Below are 15,533 nucleotides of genomic sequence, written 5' to 3' on the forward strand. Positions count from 1 at the left end.
GGGCGTGCTCGGGGTACATTCTCTCCCATCGGGCGGGCGGGTCGCGGACCCTCCATGCCCGCCGCCGACCCAGGGAGCACAGTGCAGACGCCGTCCGGCCACCTCGTCGAGTCCTCGTCCGCGGCGCGCGTCGTCGTCCTCGTCTCGGGGGCGGGCAGCAACCTCGCCGCGCTCCTCGCCGCGCACGAGGACCCCGCCTACGGCGCCCGCGTCGTCGGCGTCGTCTCCGACAAGCCCGCTGCGGGAGGCCTCGGCCTCGCGCGGGACGCCGGGGTCGCGGCCGTCGTCGTCGAGCCGGGAGACTTCCCGGACCGTGCCGCGTGGGACGAGGGCGTCGCGCAGGCGGTCGACGTCTTCCGACCCGACCTTGTCGTGCTCGCGGGCTTCATGCGCATCCTTGGTCCCGCGTTCGTCGGCCGCTACGCCGGTCGCACGGTCAACACCCATCCCGCGCTGCTGCCGTCGTTCCCCGGCGCGCACGGCGTGCGCGACGCGCTCGCCTACGGCGTGAAGGTGACGGGGTGCACGGTGCACGTCGTCGACGACGGCGTCGACACGGGGCCGATCATCGCCCAGGTCGCCGTGCCCGTGGAGGACGGCGACGACGAGGCGAGCCTGCACGAGCGCATCAAGGTCGCGGAGCGGGCGCTGCTCGTCGAGACCGTGGGTCGCGTCGCGCGCGAGGGGCTGCGCGTCGAGGGGCGCCGCGCCGTCCTCGGGTGACGCCGTGCACGTGCACGACCACCCGGCACGGGCCGCGCGCAGAGGGGTGCGCGTCGTCCCGGTGACCACCGCGGCGCGGAGCGGACCTCCTACCCGGCCACGTCGGGCGCGCCGGGGTCTCGGGGCCCGTCGCGGTCCTCGGGGCTCCCCCCGGGCCCGGGGGCGCTCTGCGGCGCCAGGACCGCGAGGAGCTGGTAGGTGTCGCGCCGGGCGTGCGGCGCGGAGCGCGCCGCCTCGAGGGATCGCTCCGACCAGCGCTCGAGCACGTCCTGGAGCTCGGTGACCATGGCGGCCGCCTGCTCGGCGTCGAGCACGAAGGTGCTCAGCGCGAGGATCCGGTCGTCGCGGGACGAGCCGGACTCGCTCGTCCGCAGGAACGTCTCCTCGGCCCACCGGAGGGCTGGGACCACGACGTCGCGCATCGCCGCGGGCGTGCCCGGCTCGACCGCGTAGCTCTTCGCGACGTTCGTCCACACGCGGTCCCGGCGGTCGCGCGCGTGCTCCGGCGCCTCGACGATCATCCCGGCCTTCGCCAGGACGCGGAGGTGGAAGCTCACCGTGTTGGCGGCCTCGCCCGTCGCACGAGCGAGATCGGCGGCGCGCGCATGGCCGAGCGCGGCGAGCTCGATGAGGATCCGCTGGCGCAGGGGGTGGGCGATCGCGCGCAGCGCGGCGGGGTCCTGGACGCGGAAGGTCTCGAGCACACGACGAGGCTAGCAACGCCGCGCGCTCCCGCACTCATCGGTGCGCAAGAAAGAGCGCGCAATAGGTATTGCGCAATAGTTCGTGCGCAACTACTGTCCTGCCATGACCACGAGCCAGGACCCGGGCCTCCGGGAGATGCCGACCCTGACGACCGACCGCACCGACGTACCCGTCGCCGACGCCACTGCCCCGACCCGTCTCCTGCGCAACCGTTCCTACATGCTGCTCATGTCGGGCCTCACGACGGAGTCGGTCGGGGCCGGGGTCGCGCTGTTCGCGGTGCCGCTCATCGCCTACGGGCTCACGGGGTCGGTCGTGGAGGCGGGCGTGGTGGCCGCCGTGGGGCAGCTCGGGGCGCTCCTCGCGACGCTGCCCGCAGGCGTCGTCGCGGACCGCGTCGACCGTCGTCGCCTCGTCGTGGGCGCCGCCGGCGTCGGCGCGGTGCTGTGGGCGACCGTCGCCGTCACGGCCGCGCTCGGGTCGCTGACGGCCTGGCACCTCGCAGCGGTGCTGTTCGGTGCGTCGGTGGTCGGTGCGCTCGTCGACCCTGCGACGAGCGGCGCGTTCCGCTCCGTGGTGCCTGTGCCGCAGCTGCCGACGGCGCTCGCCGCCGCGCAGGGCCGGGACGCCGTGTCGACCCTGCTCGCGGGTCCGCTCGGAGGGCTGCTCTACGCCGTCGCGCACGCGGTGCCGCTCGCCGCGGCGGCGGTCGGGCACCTCGCCACCGCGGTGTGCACCTGGTGCGTGCGGGAGCCGCTCAACGGCGACGTCGCGGAGGCGCGCGCGACCCGGCCCGTGGCCGCGCTGCGCGAGGGGCTGCGCTTCGTGTGGTCCGTGCCGCTGTTCCGCGCGCTCCTCGGGCTGTTCGTCGTCATCAACGTCGCGTTCGGCGGGCTCCTCATCGGCATCAACCTCGAGCTCGTGCGGACGGGCACGGAGCCGGTCCTCATCGGCCTCGTGGACCTCGCCGTCGGGCTCGGCGTCCTCGGGGGCGCCGTCCTCGCTCCGCGCCTCGTGGCGCGGTTCCGCGCCGGGGTCCTCGTCGTCGCCGCGCTCGGGCTGCTCGCCGCAGGCGCCGTCGCGATGGCCGTGCTGCAGTCCTATGCCGCCTACCTGCTCGTCCTGCCGCCGGCGCTCCTGCTCGTCCCGGCGGTGAACGCCGGGCTCTCCGGCTACGCCGCGGCCATCACGCCGCCCCAGCTGCAGGGTCGGCTCTCGTCCGTCCTCGGCCTCACCGGACTCGCCGCGGGCCCGCTCGTCCCGCTCGTCGGCAGCGGTCTGCTCGACCGGTACGGGATCGGTCCCGCGCTCGCCGTGCTCGCCGGCGTCCTCGTGGCCACCGTCGCCGCACTGAGCGTGGTGCGCCCGCTGTGGCGGGTCGGCACGCCCGACACCTGGGCGCAGGATGCCGTCGACCTCGCCGCGGCGGGTGACCTGGCCGCGGAACCGGAGCGCGAGCCGGAGCCGGCGGCGTCGGGCCGGTAGACTCGACCCGGCCGCGACTGGCGAGGGTGGGAACGACCACCGGGGAGCGGCCGGATCTACCTGCTGGTGCGTCGACCGCCTGGGCGCCTGGGTTCTGCCACTCGGCACCGGTCCCGCACCCGCGGGACCGACGCACCGACCGCGACCCAGAGGAGCCCCTCGCCATGTCTGCACCCTCGGCCCCCGACGTCCAGCTCGCCGACGACGCGCAGCGCCCCGTGCGCCGCGCTCTCCTGAGCGTCTACGACAAGACCGGGCTCGTGGAGCTCGCCACCGCCCTGCACGCCGCGGGCGTGGAGCTCGTCTCCACCGGCTCGACCGCCGCCACGATCGCCGGCGCGGGCGTCCCCGTCACCCGGGTCGAGGACCTCACCGGCTTCCCCGAGTGCCTCGAGGGGCGGGTCAAGACGCTGCACCCGCGCGTGCACGCCGGCATCCTCGCCGACTCGCGCAAGCAGGACCACATGCAACAGCTTGCCCAGCTCGACATCTCCCCGTTCGAGCTCGTCGTCGTCAACCTCTACCCGTTCGCCGCGACCGTCGCGTCGGGCGCAGGGCCCGACGAGGTCGTCGAGCAGATCGACATCGGCGGCCCGTCCATGGTCCGCGCCGCCGCGAAGAACCACCCGAGCGTCGCGGTCGTCGTCGAGCCCGGCGCGTACGACGCCGTGATCGACGCCGTCCGCGCCGGCGGCTTCACCTACGCCCAGCGCAAGGCGCTCGCCGCCGCCGCGTTCGTGCACACGGCGACCTACGACGTCGCCGTCGCATCCTGGATGGGCAACGTCGTCGCCCCCACCGACGAGGTCGTCCAGGCCGACGGGTCCACGACGTCGAGCGGGTTCCCCGCATGGATCGGCGCGACCTGGGACCGGTCCGACGTCCTGCGCTACGGCGAGAACCCGCACCAGCGCGCCGCGCTGTACACGACCGGGTACGGACCGGCCGGGCTGGCCCAGGCGACGCAGCTCCACGGCAAGGCCATGAGCTACAACAACTACGTCGACGCGGACGCCGCGTGGCGGGCCGCGCACGACCAGGCCGAGCCCGCCGTCGCGATCATCAAGCACGCGAACCCGTGCGGCATCGCCGTGGGCGCGGACGTCGCCGAGGCGCACGCCAAGGCGCACGCGACCGACCCCGTCTCCGCGTACGGCGGCGTCATCGCGGCCAACCGCGTCGTGACGCGTGCCGCGGCGGAGCAGATCGCCCCGGTGTTCACCGAGGTCGTCGTCGCCCCGGGCTTCGAGCCGGACGCGCTCGAGGTCCTGCAGGCGAAGAAGAACCTGCGTCTCCTCGTGGTCGACGGCGCGCCGTCCGCCACGGTGGAGACCCGCCCCGTCAGCGGCGGCCTCCTCGTGCAGGAGGTCGACCGCGTCGACGCCGTCGTCACCGACGCGGACGGTGCGGTGACGGGCGGCGACGACCCGTCGCACTGGACCCTCGTGACGGGCGACGCCGCCGACGCCGCGACCCTCGCCGACCTCGCGTTCGCCTGGCGTGCGGTGCGCGCCGCGAAGTCCAACGCGATCCTGCTCGCCGCCGACGGCGCCGCGGTCGGCGTCGGGATGGGACAGGTCAACCGCGTCGACTCGTGCCGTCTCGCGGTCGAGCGGGCCAACACCCTCGCGGACGGTCAGGAGCGGGCGCGCGGCGCCGTCGCGGCGTCCGACGCGTTCTTCCCGTTCGCCGACGGCCTGCAGATCCTGCTCGACGCGGGCGTGCGCGCCGTCGTCGCGCCCGGAGGGTCGATCCGGGACGCCGAGGTGATCGAGGCCGCGACCGCGGCCGGCGTGACGATGTACTTCACGGGCACGCGCCACTTCGCGCACTGATCCCGGAGAGACCGTCCGTCCCGGCGGCGCCCCGCGCGTCACCGGGACGGACGGCCGCCGGCCTCGCCCGGAGCGTCCTGCCGCCTCATGTCGTGGTCAGGGGAGACCCTTCGTCGTCGTGCCGTCCCGCGCTGACCCGTCAGGAGGCCGCTGCGGCGAGGTCCCGCCAGCGCACGGACGGGTCCGTGGCCTGCTCGAGCGCGAGCTCCGGTCGTGGCGTGCGCGTGAAGAGGCGGCGGACCGCACCCACGTCGCGGGGCGAGTCGACGAGCAGCACCGCGCGGACCCGCCGCACCGCCCTTCCCCCCTCGTCAGGCCGGCGCGCGGACGTGCCGTCGTCGGGCTCGACGTAGAGGGCAGCCCACGCCTCCCGGCCCGTCGCCCCGCCGGCGGGGTCTCCGCGCAGGACGACCTCGTCCGTCACCGCGGGGGTGCCGAAGAGCGCCAGGTCGTGACCGAGCTGCTGGGAGAAGACGTACGGCGGGTGCGGCGGGGCGTCGTCGGCGTCGAGCCCCATCAGTGCGCGCGCCGTGGGCTCCGGGTCGTGCAGGGCCGCGGACCAGTGCCCGCCCGGCACCGGCCCGAGCACCGGGTGGTCGCGCGTCGCGCAGTCTCCCACCGCCCACAGACCGGGCACGTCACGGACGGCGCCCGTCGCATCGACGGGGACGGCGCCGCGCGCGTCGCGCGGGACGGCGCCGTCGAGCCACGCCGTCGCGGGCCGTGCGCCGACGGCGGCGAGGACGACGTCCGCCGCCACCTGCGTCCCGTCGGCGAGCAGGACGCCGTCGGGACGGACCTCCACGACCGGCACCCCGGTCACGAGGCGTGCTCCCGCGTCGGCGTACCAGCGCGCGAGGTGGGTCCCCACAGCGGGCCCGAGCTGCCGCTCGAGCGGCGTGGCGCCCGCCTCGACGACCGTCACCTCGGCGCCGGCCCCGGCGGCCACCCCGGCGATCTCGGCGCCGATCCAGCCGGCACCGACGACCGCGAGGCGCAGCCCGGGCGCGACGCGCTCGCGGAGAGCGGCCGCGTCGGCCGTGGTGTGCAGCACGCTCGCGGTCTCCCAGCCGAGCGGACGGACCGGTTCGGACCCGACCGCGAGCACCACCGCGTCGGCGCGCACGACGTCGCCCGACCGGGTGGTGACCGCGAAGGCGTGCGCATCGTCGTCGGGCAGCGTGAGCCCGACCGCGGGATCGGCGAGCCGCAGGTCGTCGACGAGTGTCGCGACGTCGATGCCCAGGTCCTCGACGAGCCAGGCCGGCCCAGGGCGGGTCAGGAGCTCCTTGGACAACGGCGGCCGGTCGTACGGGGGCACGCCCTCGGCGCCGAGCAGCGTGAGGGTCCCGTCGAAGCCCAGCTGCCGCAGCGCCGCGACCGTGCGCGCCCCGGCGAGCCCGGCTCCCACCACGACGACGGACGACGGGACGGGCGACCGGGCGCCGCGGGACGTGGGCTCGGGCGCGAGCGACGACGACGGGACCGGGCGCGCGGGGGACGGCATGAACGCCACGCTAGGCCACGACGGTAGGCTTCCGGACGTGGAACGGGCACGAGCGTGAGCGACGTCACCGCGCACGGCGCGGCGCCCCACCGTCCCCGCGCGTCGATCGTCCCGTCGTGGCACCACGTGCACGACGACGGGGAGCAGCCCGGCGCGGGACCCGCACCCGACCGCGGCGGGGACGAGACACCCACGGGACAGCCTGTGCCCGAGCCCACCGTCAGCCTGGCGCCGTCGCGGCAGCCTGCGATGTGGCTCGTCCTCCTCGGTGTCGGCCTCGCCACCGCCGTGGCCCTGCTCATCGACGCGCGGGCTGCGAGCCTCGTCCTGTCGGGCGTCCTCGCCGTCGCCGGGGTGTGCAGGGCGGTCATCCCCGGCCCGGGACCCGTGGGGATCACGGTCCGGTCTCGCGGTCTCGACACGTTCTTCTTCCTCGCGCCCGCGGTGGTCATCGCGTTCCTCGCGTTCGCACCGGGCGTGAAGCCCGGCTGAGGCGTCGACCCCGTCCCTACCGAGCGTCGAGGCCGACGCACGCGGGGCCCGGTCCGTCGTGACGGACCGGGCCCCGCGTCGTCGTGCCGGGAATCAGGCCTTGGGGGCCTGCGTGTCGTCGTCGCCCTCCGCAGCGGGGAGGCCGGTCCGCGGGGTCTCGACCTCCTCGACGACCTCGGAGCGCTCGGTGACCGCGGGAGCTGCCGTCGTGCCGGCAGCGGTCGCCGCGCCGGCCGTCGCACCCGTGGGGCTGGCGACGGGCTCCTCGACGTCGACCTCCTCGGTCGTCACGAGCTGGTCCTCGCCGAGAAGGTCGTCCTGCGCCGGCGCGAACGCGAACGCGCGGTAGAAGAGGCCGGCGATCGCCGCACCGAGGAGCGGGGCGGCCCAGAACAGCCAGAGCTGGCTCAGTGCCCAGTCGCCGCCGAACACGGCCGAGACGGTCGAGCGCGCAGGGTTGAGCGAGGCGTTGGTGAACGGCGCCGCGATGAGGAGGAGCGCCGCGAGGGCCAGACCGATCGCGATCGGGGCGATCGTGCTGCGGGTGCGGTTGTCCGTCACGCCGAGGATCACGCCGACGAGCACGGCCGTCGCGACGACCTCCACGAGCAGGGCGGCTGCGAGGCCGACCGTCACCTCGACGCCGGCGGCCGCGAACGTGGACGCCAGCGGGGAGTGCGCGTCGAAGCCGTTGGCGGTCGTGCGGAACAGGGCCGCCGTCGTCGCCTCGTCGATGAGCGTGTTCTGCTGCAGCACCTCGAGCGACGACCGCGGGATCGTCGCGAGGAGCACCAGACCGGCGAGCACGGCACCGACGACCTGGGCCAGCCAGTAGGGGAGCACGTCGCGCCACGCGGTCCGGCCACCGATCGCGGCACCGAGCGTCACGGCCGGGTTGAAGTGCCCGCCCGAGACGTGACCGACCGCGGCGATCGCGGCGAGCAGCGCGACGCCACCGGCGAACGCGACGGAGAGCACGAGGTTGCCGTTGAAGAACCGGGCCCACATCGCCACGCCGACGATCGCGAGGACGAGGAAGAACGTGCCGAAGACCTCGGCGCCGAGGCGCGCGAAGAGACCGGGCTGGACGACCGCGACGGACTCGGTCCGCTCGACGGTGACGTCCTCGACGACGGGTCCGCCCGGTGAACCGGGAGCGGTGGTGTCCTGGGACATGATGTTCCTGTCTTGTTCGGAGTCGGGATGACGGCACGATGCCGGGCAGATCCGGCATCTTGTGCGCATCTTGCCATCGTTACCAGGACATCGGGTGGAGATCGGCCAGGAGATGGCTGAGAGGCCCGCTCCGTCTCAGTGGTCGGGACAGGCGGTGCCGGGACCCGGACGCTGCGCGCGGTCGGACGGGTCGCCGGTCAGGGTCCGCTCGTCGCGCAAAGTATCTTGACGTCGAGAAGTCGAGTACCCTGGACGGCGGTCAGCAAACGCCCTCGCGTGCGACGGACAACCGACCGACGGCCCTCTCGGACCGTCAGGTGGCCGTCCGGTCCGGGGGCACCAGTCCCCGACAGTTGGAGCGATCTGCGCATGGGCAAGATCAAGGTCGTCAACCCGGTCGTCGAGCTCGACGGCGACGAGATGACGCGCATCATCTGGCAGTTCATCAAGGACCGCCTCATCCACCCGTACCTCGACGTCGACCTGAAGTACTTCGACCTGTCGATCCAGAACCGCGACGCCACCGACGACCAGGTGACGATCGACGCGGCGAACGCGATCAAGCAGTACAACGTCGGCGTCAAGTGCGCGACGATCACGCCCGACGAGGCGCGCGTCGAGGAGTTCGGCCTCAAGAAGATGTGGGTCTCGCCCAACGGGACCATCCGCAACATCCTCGGAGGCGTCGTCTTCCGCGAGCCGATCATCATCTCCAACATCCCGCGCCTCGTGCCGGGCTGGAACAAGCCGATCATCATCGGCCGTCACGCCCACGGCGACCAGTACAAGTCGACGAACTTCAAGGTCCCGGGCGCCGGCAAGATCACCATGACGTTCGAGCCGGCCGACGGCTCCGAGCCGCAGAAGTTCGACGTCGTGACGATGCCCGAGGAGGGCGGCGTCGCGATGGGCATGTACAACTTCAACGAGTCGATCCGCGACTTCGCGCGCGCCTCGTTCGCGTACGGCCTCCAGCGCAACTACCCCGTGTACCTCTCCACGAAGAACACGATCCTCAAGGCCTACGACGGCCAGTTCAAGGACCTGTTCCAGGAGGTCTTCGACCAGGAGTTCGCCGCTGCGTTCGCTGAGAAGGGCCTCACCTACGAGCACCGCCTCATCGACGACATGGTCGCCTCGGCCATGAAGTGGGAGGGCGGCTACGTCTGGGCCTGCAAGAACTACGACGGCGACGTCCAGTCCGACACCGTCGCGCAGGGCTTCGGCTCGCTCGGCCTCATGACGTCCGTCCTCATGACCCCCGACGGCCAGACCGTCGAGGCCGAGGCCGCGCACGGCACCGTCACGCGTCACTACCGCCAGCACCAGCAGGGCAAGCCGACGTCGACCAACCCGATCGCGTCGATCTTCGCCTGGACCCGTGGCCTCATGCACCGCGGCAAGCTCGACGGCACCCCCGAGGTCACCGAGTTCGCGCAGACGCTCGAGGACGTCGTCGTCAAGACGGTCGAGTCCGGCCAGATGACGAAGGACCTCGCGCTCCTCGTCGGCCCGGACCAGGCGTGGCTCACCACCGAGGACTTCCTCGCCGCGCTCGACGAGAACCTCAAGGCGCGCCTGGGCTGACCCGCCCTGCACGCGTCTCGACGGCGACGCTCCCTTCCGGGGAGCGTCGCCGTTCGTCGTCCTGGTCGCCTTTCGCGGGGCTCTCCGAGGAGGAGGGCGCGGGTCTACCATCCGGCCGCTCGTTCCTCGCGGCCTCCCGCCAGACCCACCACGACCCGCGCCCTCCTCCTCTCCGGCCCCGCTCCGCGGTGAGGTCACCACGCGAGCCGCACGGCCGCCGTCGGGCAACGCCGCGGAAGTTTGTCAGCGCCGGGCCGGTCCATCGGGCGTCGGAAAGCGGACAACTCGTGGGGCCGCACGGTTGTCAGCACGGCACGGGTCCACAGGGCGGTCGTGCGCTGACACGGCACGACGCCGGACAGGTGGTTCGGGCGCGAACGGGACCGGCGACCAGGGTGGGCCGACGGCGGACGGGGCGGGTTGGGTGCGAAGGGCGTCAGAGCCGCGCTCCGAGAACGGGAGTCGTGAGACCAAGGCGACGGCGCGGCAGCCCGAGCGCGCAAGCCGCCCCGGCCACCCAAGCCCACACGCGCCGTCGGCCCGCACGCAAGCCGCCCCGGCCACCCAAGCCCACACGCGCCGTCGGCCCGCACGCAAGCCGCCCCGGCCACCCAAGCCCACACGCGCCGTCGGCCCGCACGCAAGCCGCCCCGGCCACCCAAGCCCACACGCGCCGTCGGCCCGCACGGAAGCCGCCCCCGCCTCCCAAGCCGACCCGGCGCCGTCGACCGACGCCTCGCGCGACGACCTGCGTACGGGCGTTGTGGGAGAGTGAGCGCATGACTTCCCCCGTGAACGTGACGGTGACCGGCGCGGCCGGTCAGATCGGTTACGCGCTGCTGTTCCGCATCGCGTCGGGCCAGATGCTCGGCCCCGACACCCCCGTGCGCCTGCGCCTCCTGGAGATCCCGCAGGGCGTCAAGGCCGCCGAGGGCACCGCGATGGAGCTCGACGACTGCGCCTTCCCGCTGCTCGCCGGGATCGACATCTTCGACGACCCGACGCCCGCCTTCGAGGGCACCAACGTCGCACTGCTCGTCGGTGCGCGCCCGCGCGGCCCGGGCATGGAGCGCGGCGACCTGCTCGAGGCGAACGGCGGGATCTTCAAGCCGCAGGGCCGGGCGATCAACGCCGGCGCGGCCGAGGACGTGCGCGTGCTGGTGGTGGGGAACCCGGCGAACACGAACGCGCTCATCGCGGCGTCCAACGCGCCCGACGTGCCGAAGGACCGCTTCACGGCGATGACGCGGCTGGACCACAACCGCGCGCTGACGCAGGTCGCGAAGCGTGCCGGGGTTCCCGTCTCCGAGGTCCGCAAGGTGACGATCTGGGGCAACCACTCGGCGACCCAGTACCCGGACCTGTTCCACGCCGACGTCGCGGGGACGCCGGGCGCGCAGCTCGCCGAGGACCAGGCGTGGCTCGAGCAGACGTTCATCCCGACCGTCGCGAAGCGGGGTGCGGCGATCATCGACGCGCGAGGGGCGTCGTCGGCGGCGTCCGCGGCAAACGCGGCGATCGACCACGTGCACGACTGGGTGCTCGGCACGCCCGAGGGTGACTGGACGAGCGCAGGAGTGGTCTCGGACGGCTCGTACGGCGTCCCGACCGGACTCATCTCGTCGTTCCCCGTCGTGTCCCGGGGCGGGGTGTGGGAGATCGTCCAGGACCTGGAGATCTCCGACTTCTCGCGGTCGCGCATCGACGCGTCGGTGGCGGAGCTCCAGGAGGAGCGGCAGGCCGTCGAGGAGCTGGGCCTCGTCTGACGGCGAGCCGTCCGTCGTGACGCCGGGGGGCCGGCCGGCCCCCCGGCGCCAAAAATGTCTGCGTCGGTGTCGCAACCGCGCCGTAGGGTCGACGGGCCATGATCGACGCACCTGCCTCCACCGGCCAGCCGACGGAACCCGGCGAGACCTCCACGTCCGCGCCCGCGCGCACGGACGTCGACCCGTCGCGCCAGCTGGGCTGGCGCCGGCTGCGCGGGCCTCAGGCCGTCGTCGCGCTGGTCGCGCTCACCCTGGGTGCCGTCGGGGCCGCGCTGGGGACCGTCGTGGCGGGATGGATCGCCGAAGACCCGGCGACGGCCACGCTGCAGCTCCTCGCGGTGTGCATCGTCGGCGCCGCGCTGCTCGACACGGCCGGACAGGTCGTGTGGGCCGGTGTGGTCGACCGCGCGGAGGGGACGCTGCGCGGCGACCTGCTGACCGCGGCGCTGCACCAGCCGCTGGACACCCTCACGGAGCAGGCCGTGGGCGAGGTGCTGGACCGGGTCGACGACGACACGCACGCCGTCGGAACCCTCGTGCGACGCCAGCTCTGGGGCGCGGGCCGCACGCTCGTCGGCGTGATCCCGATGTGGGTCGTCGCCGGCCTGACCTGGTGGCCCGCCTGGCTCCTCTTCCCGCTGCTCGGGCTGCTCGCCTGGTTGCTCGTGCGGCCGATGCTCGGTGAGATCTCCCGCCGCAAGGTCATCGAGGAGGCCGCCTGGACGGACCACGCCGCGGCGTTCGAGGAGGCCGTCGCCGCGCGCGACGACCTGCGGACCAGCCTCGGTCAGTCGTTCGCCGTCCGACGGCTGGCCGCGCTCTCCGCCGCCGTGCACCGGACGTTCGAGAACGTGCTGACGGTCGAGTCGCGCATGGTGCGTCGCGCCGGTCTCGTGCTGGCGTCGTTGCTCGCCGGCACCGCCGTGGCCGGCGCGGCGCTCGCCGCGGACGGCGACCTGGCCGTCGACCAGCTCGTCACACTGTTCCTCGTCACGGCGATGTTCGTCGGGCAGACGGACAACCTCGTGCACCACCTCCCGGACATCCAGGAAGGCCTCGGGGCGCTCACGCGCATCCGGCAGATGCTGGCCGTCCCGCCGGAGCCGACCGGCGGGCGCGACGTGCCCGAGGGGCCGGTCGGCATCGAGCTGCGCGACCTGCACTTCTCGTACGCCGAGGGCACGTTCGCGCTCGACGGGGTGAGCCTGCGCGTGCCGGCGGGGGAGACGGTCGCGCTCGTGGGCAGGACGGGGTCGGGCAAGTCGACCCTCGCGTCGCTGCTCTCCCGAGCGGTCGAGCCGCCGCGCGGTTCCGTGCTCGTCGGGGGAGCGGACGTCCGTGACCTCGACCTGCAGGCGCTGCGCGCCGCGGTCGGCGTGGTCACCCAGCGCACCGAGATCCTCGCGGGCACGCTCGCGGAGAACATCGCGCTCTTCGCGGACGTGCCGCGCGAGGACGTCGAGGCCGCGGTGCGCGAGCTCCGGCTCGAGGACTGGGTGGCCGGTCTGCCCGACGGGCTCGACACGCTCCTGGGGCCGGGCGGCACCTCGCTCTCCGCGGGGGAGGAGCAGCTCGTCGCCTTCGCCCGGCTGCTGGTGCGCGACGTGCAGGTGGTGGTGCTCGACGAGGCGACGGCGCGCATGGACCCGCTGACGGAGGCGCGGGTCGTCGCCGCGTCGGAGCGCCTGCTCGCCGCGCGCACGGGTGTCCTCGTCGCGCACCGGCTGTCCACGATCGAGCGTGCGGACCTCGTCGTGGTGCTCGACCACGGCCGGGTCGTCCAGCAGGGCGCGCGGAGCGAGCTCGCGCGAGTCGAGGGCCCGTACCGCACCCTGCTGGAGGCGAGCGTCGCGCAGGCAGGACTCGGCGCGGGCTACCTCGACGACGCGCCCGCCGACGAGGTCGTGGCGGCCGACGCGTCGGCGACGAGCGGTCCGGCGGCGGGCGACGCGGCGGCGGGCGACACGGCGGCACCGTCGGAGTCCGTCGGCGGACGGCGCCGACGCGGGACGCCCCCCGAGCTCTCCGATCCGGGGGACGGACCGAGCCTCGCGCGCGGGATCCTGCACGCCCTGTTCGTCCGGCCCGCGTGGGGCGTGGTCGGGGCGGTGCTGTTCCTCGTGGCGAGCCTCTTCTCGGCACAGGGCGCGATCACCGGGTTCCTCTGGGGCAACGCCGTCCAAGGGCTCGACGACGGGTTTCCCGTCGCGCTGCTCGTGCCGTTCGCGGTGCTCCTCGTCGTCGCCCCGCTGTGCCTCGCGCGGGCCGTGTACGTCTACCCGCGCTGGTGGATCGAGGTGCTGCTCCGGGTGCGACTGGCCGTCATGTCCGGCCAGACGCGTCAGCACCGGCTCCCGGCGTCCCCGCCGGGCGAGGTCGTCGCACGCGCGATGGACGCCGACCGCTTCGCCCGGTACGCCGACCGGTGGGTGGACCTCGTCAACGGTCTCCTCATCGCGGGCGTCACCGCGCTCCTCAGCGGCTCGTGGCTCGCCGGGGCTGTGCTCCTGGCGGTGATGGTCGTCTCGGCTGCGGCCTCGGCGCTCGGGCGACCGATCGCCGGCCGGTCGGCGACGCGGTCGTCGGCCGCGCGCGCCCGGTTCGGCCGGGCGCTGGTCTCCGCGCTCGACTCCGCGCGCACCGTGAAGCTCGCCGCGCGCACGCCGCACGTCCATGCCCACCTGCGCGAGGTCGACGGTGGCCGGGTCCGTGCCGCGGTCTTCGAGCACCGGGTCCAGGCGGCGCTCGACGGCGTGCCGCTGGTCATGATCCAGCTCGGCGTCGTCGCGGCGTGGGGAGGGCTCCTCACGGGGACGTGGGACCTCGCCACGGCTCTGCTGGTCGCCAACGCCGTCAACGGGTTCGGCTGGTTCGGCGTCGTCGCCGGCGCGGTCGTGACCGAGGCGCCGGGGACGCGCTCGTGGCAGCAGGTGACGAGCCGGTTCGCGGCGGGCGCCGACCTCATGGACGTTCCGCCCGGGGTGGACGTGCTCACCGGCACCGCACCCGCACCCGCGCCGGGGCCCCGGCAGGCGTTGGAGCAGCTCGACCTCGCCGGCATGACAGCCCTGCACGACGACGGCACGATCGGCGTCCAGGACGTCGACCTGTCGGTGCGGCGCGGTGAGCTCGTGCTGCTCCTCGGCCAGGTCGGGTCCGGCAAGTCGAGCCTGCTCTCCGCCCTCGCGGGCCTCATGGAGCACACCGGTGCGATCCGGTGGAACGGCACCGACGTCGTCGACGCCCAGACGTTCCTGCGCCCGGGCCAGGTCGCGCACGTCGCGCAGGTGCCGCGCGTGCTCTCGGGGACGTTCGCCGACAACGTCCGGCTGGGTCACGAGCGCGACGTGCAAGGACCGGTCGCCGCCGCCCGACTGGAGCAGGACGTCGTGGAGGCCGGCGGGCACGAGGCCCTCGTGGGGCACCGCGGCGTCCGGCTGTCGGGCGGGCAGGTGCAGCGCCTCGCCCTCGCGCGGGCGCTCGCCACGGAGACCGAGCTCCTCCTCGCCGACGACGTCTCGAGCGCGCTCGACGCCGCGACGGAGATCGAGCTGTGGACCTCGCTGCGCGAGCGCGGCACCACCGTGATCGGCGCGACGTCGAAGCGCGCGGCGCTCGCGCGGGCGGACCGCGTGGTGGTGCTGGAGGACGGCGAGGTGGCCGACGTCGGGCCGTGGAGCGCGCTCGCGGCCCGGTGGGGGCACCTCGCGGGTTGACGCTCGTCTGCGTCGTCCGCGTTCGGCGGGTCGGCGGGTCGGCGGGTCGGCCGGTCGTCGGGTCCGCGGAGGGTGGGGCGAGCCGTCGCGGGTCTACCATCCGCCGCTCGTCCCTCGCGGCTCCCGCCAGACCCGCCACGGCTCGCCCCACCCTCCGCTCCTGGTCGCCAGCGGCTCGTGTCCGCCACGCCTCCACGACCCGCGACGACTCGCCCCACCCTCCGCTCCTGGTCGCCAGCGGCTCGTGTCCGCCACGCCTCCACGACCCGCGACGACTCGCCCCACCCTCCGCTTCTGGTCGCCAGCGGCTTGTGTCCGCCACGCCTCTACGACCCGCGACGACTCGGCCCACCCTCCGCTCGCAGGTCGAGCGCGGCCTCTGTGCGTGCAGAGTCTTGCTGCAACTTTCTGCAAGCAGTACAGTCGGGCCAGCCGTACGCTGAGAAGCGCCTGGCTCGGCCGACGTCGTCCGCTGCTGGTCCTGTCGTCCGAGCGTGCTCCTCGCGTGGTTTCCGCACGAACCTCTTCGGACGAGGGAGTC

The 15,533-nt window shown here is 74.3% G+C and carries 10 protein-coding genes and 1 riboswitch; of the genes, 7 read left to right on the forward strand and 3 right to left on the reverse strand.

Annotation, left to right across the window (positions count from 1 at the left end):
• Positions 1–54 precede the first annotated feature (54 nt).
• Positions 55–723 (forward strand): phosphoribosylglycinamide formyltransferase, encoded by a 669-nt coding sequence (gene purN / locus V5D56_RS09970; protein WP_435738853.1) that lies wholly within the window; start codon positions 55–57, stop codon positions 721–723.
• Between the two features lie 89 nt (positions 724–812).
• Here purN and V5D56_RS09975 read toward each other — a convergent pair whose 3' ends face one another.
• On the reverse strand, positions 813–1,427 hold the full coding sequence (locus V5D56_RS09975; protein ID WP_435738854.1) for an ArsR/SmtB family transcription factor: 615 nt from the start codon (positions 1,425–1,427) through the stop codon (positions 813–815).
• Between the two features lie 103 nt (positions 1,428–1,530).
• On the opposite strand from V5D56_RS09975, the gene V5D56_RS09980 reads away from it, so the two are divergent.
• Positions 1,531–2,913, forward strand: coding sequence for an MFS transporter (locus V5D56_RS09980; protein ID WP_435738855.1), 1,383 nt, complete (start codon positions 1,531–1,533; stop codon positions 2,911–2,913).
• Between the two features lie 3 nt (positions 2,914–2,916).
• A riboswitch (ZMP/ZTP riboswitch) is annotated at positions 2,917–3,005 on the forward strand.
• A gap of 72 nt (positions 3,006–3,077) precedes the next feature.
• A complete protein-coding gene (gene purH / locus V5D56_RS09985) occupies positions 3,078–4,748 on the forward strand; it encodes a bifunctional phosphoribosylaminoimidazolecarboxamide formyltransferase/IMP cyclohydrolase (RefSeq protein WP_435738856.1) in 1,671 nt (556 codons plus the stop codon).
• A 139-nt stretch (positions 4,749–4,887) separates the two neighbouring features.
• Here purH and V5D56_RS09990 read toward each other — a convergent pair whose 3' ends face one another.
• Positions 4,888–6,255 (reverse strand): NAD(P)/FAD-dependent oxidoreductase, encoded by a 1,368-nt coding sequence (locus V5D56_RS09990; RefSeq protein WP_435738857.1) that lies wholly within the window; start codon positions 6,253–6,255, stop codon positions 4,888–4,890.
• Between the two features lie 54 nt (positions 6,256–6,309).
• Here V5D56_RS09990 and V5D56_RS09995 point away from each other — a divergent pair, with 54 nt between their 5' ends.
• On the forward strand, positions 6,310–6,747 hold the full coding sequence (locus V5D56_RS09995; RefSeq protein ID WP_435738858.1) for a DUF3017 domain-containing protein: 438 nt from the start codon (positions 6,310–6,312) through the stop codon (positions 6,745–6,747).
• A 93-nt stretch (positions 6,748–6,840) separates the two neighbouring features.
• Here V5D56_RS09995 and V5D56_RS10000 read toward each other — a convergent pair whose 3' ends face one another.
• Positions 6,841–7,923, reverse strand: a complete 1,083-nt coding sequence (locus tag V5D56_RS10000; RefSeq protein WP_435738859.1) for an aquaporin — start codon at positions 7,921–7,923, stop codon at positions 6,841–6,843.
• Positions 7,924–8,292: 369 nt separating this feature from the next.
• On the opposite strand from V5D56_RS10000, the gene V5D56_RS10005 reads away from it, so the two are divergent.
• The 3 genes from V5D56_RS10005 to V5D56_RS10015 all read left to right on the forward strand — a co-directional run bounded on the left by V5D56_RS10005 (position 8,293) and on the right by V5D56_RS10015 (position 14,992).
• Positions 8,293–9,510 carry an NADP-dependent isocitrate dehydrogenase gene (locus V5D56_RS10005; RefSeq protein WP_435738860.1) on the forward strand — a complete coding sequence of 406 codons (1,218 nt, stop codon included), beginning with the start codon at positions 8,293–8,295 and terminating at the stop codon, positions 9,508–9,510.
• 779 nt (positions 9,511–10,289) lie between these two features.
• A complete protein-coding gene (locus tag V5D56_RS10010; RefSeq protein ID WP_435738861.1) occupies positions 10,290–11,276 on the forward strand; it encodes a malate dehydrogenase in 987 nt (328 codons plus the stop codon).
• Between the two features lie 98 nt (positions 11,277–11,374).
• Complete coding sequence (locus V5D56_RS10015) at positions 11,375–14,992, forward strand: ATP-binding cassette domain-containing protein (protein WP_435738862.1); 3,618 nt, start codon at positions 11,375–11,377, stop codon at positions 14,990–14,992.
• Positions 14,993–15,533 lie beyond the last annotated feature (541 nt).

This window comes from Cellulosimicrobium sp. PMB13, assembly GCF_051294865.1.
GTDB lineage: Bacteria > Actinomycetota > Actinomycetes > Actinomycetales > Cellulomonadaceae > Cellulosimicrobium.

What these genes read in the sequence shown, in the direction of transcription:
- purN (WP_435738853.1), top strand. Translation starts at nt 55, where the DNA reads ATGCCCGCCGCCGACCCAGGGAGCACAGTGCAGACGCCGTCCGGCCAC.
- V5D56_RS09980 (WP_435738855.1), top strand. Translation starts at nt 1,531, where the DNA reads ATGACCACGAGCCAGGACCCGGGCCTCCGGGAGATGCCGACCCTGACG.
- purH (WP_435738856.1), top strand. Translation starts at nt 3,078, where the DNA reads ATGTCTGCACCCTCGGCCCCCGACGTCCAGCTCGCCGACGACGCGCAG.
- V5D56_RS09990 (WP_435738857.1), bottom strand. Translation starts at nt 6,255, where the DNA reads ATGCCGTCCCCCGCGCGCCCGGTCCCGTCGTCGTCGCTCGCGCCCGAG.
- V5D56_RS10000 (WP_435738859.1), bottom strand. Translation starts at nt 7,923, where the DNA reads ATGTCCCAGGACACCACCGCTCCCGGTTCACCGGGCGGACCCGTCGTC.
- V5D56_RS10005 (WP_435738860.1), top strand. Translation starts at nt 8,293, where the DNA reads ATGGGCAAGATCAAGGTCGTCAACCCGGTCGTCGAGCTCGACGGCGAC.
- V5D56_RS10010 (WP_435738861.1), top strand. Translation starts at nt 10,290, where the DNA reads ATGACTTCCCCCGTGAACGTGACGGTGACCGGCGCGGCCGGTCAGATC.
- V5D56_RS10015 (WP_435738862.1), top strand. Translation starts at nt 11,375, where the DNA reads ATGATCGACGCACCTGCCTCCACCGGCCAGCCGACGGAACCCGGCGAG.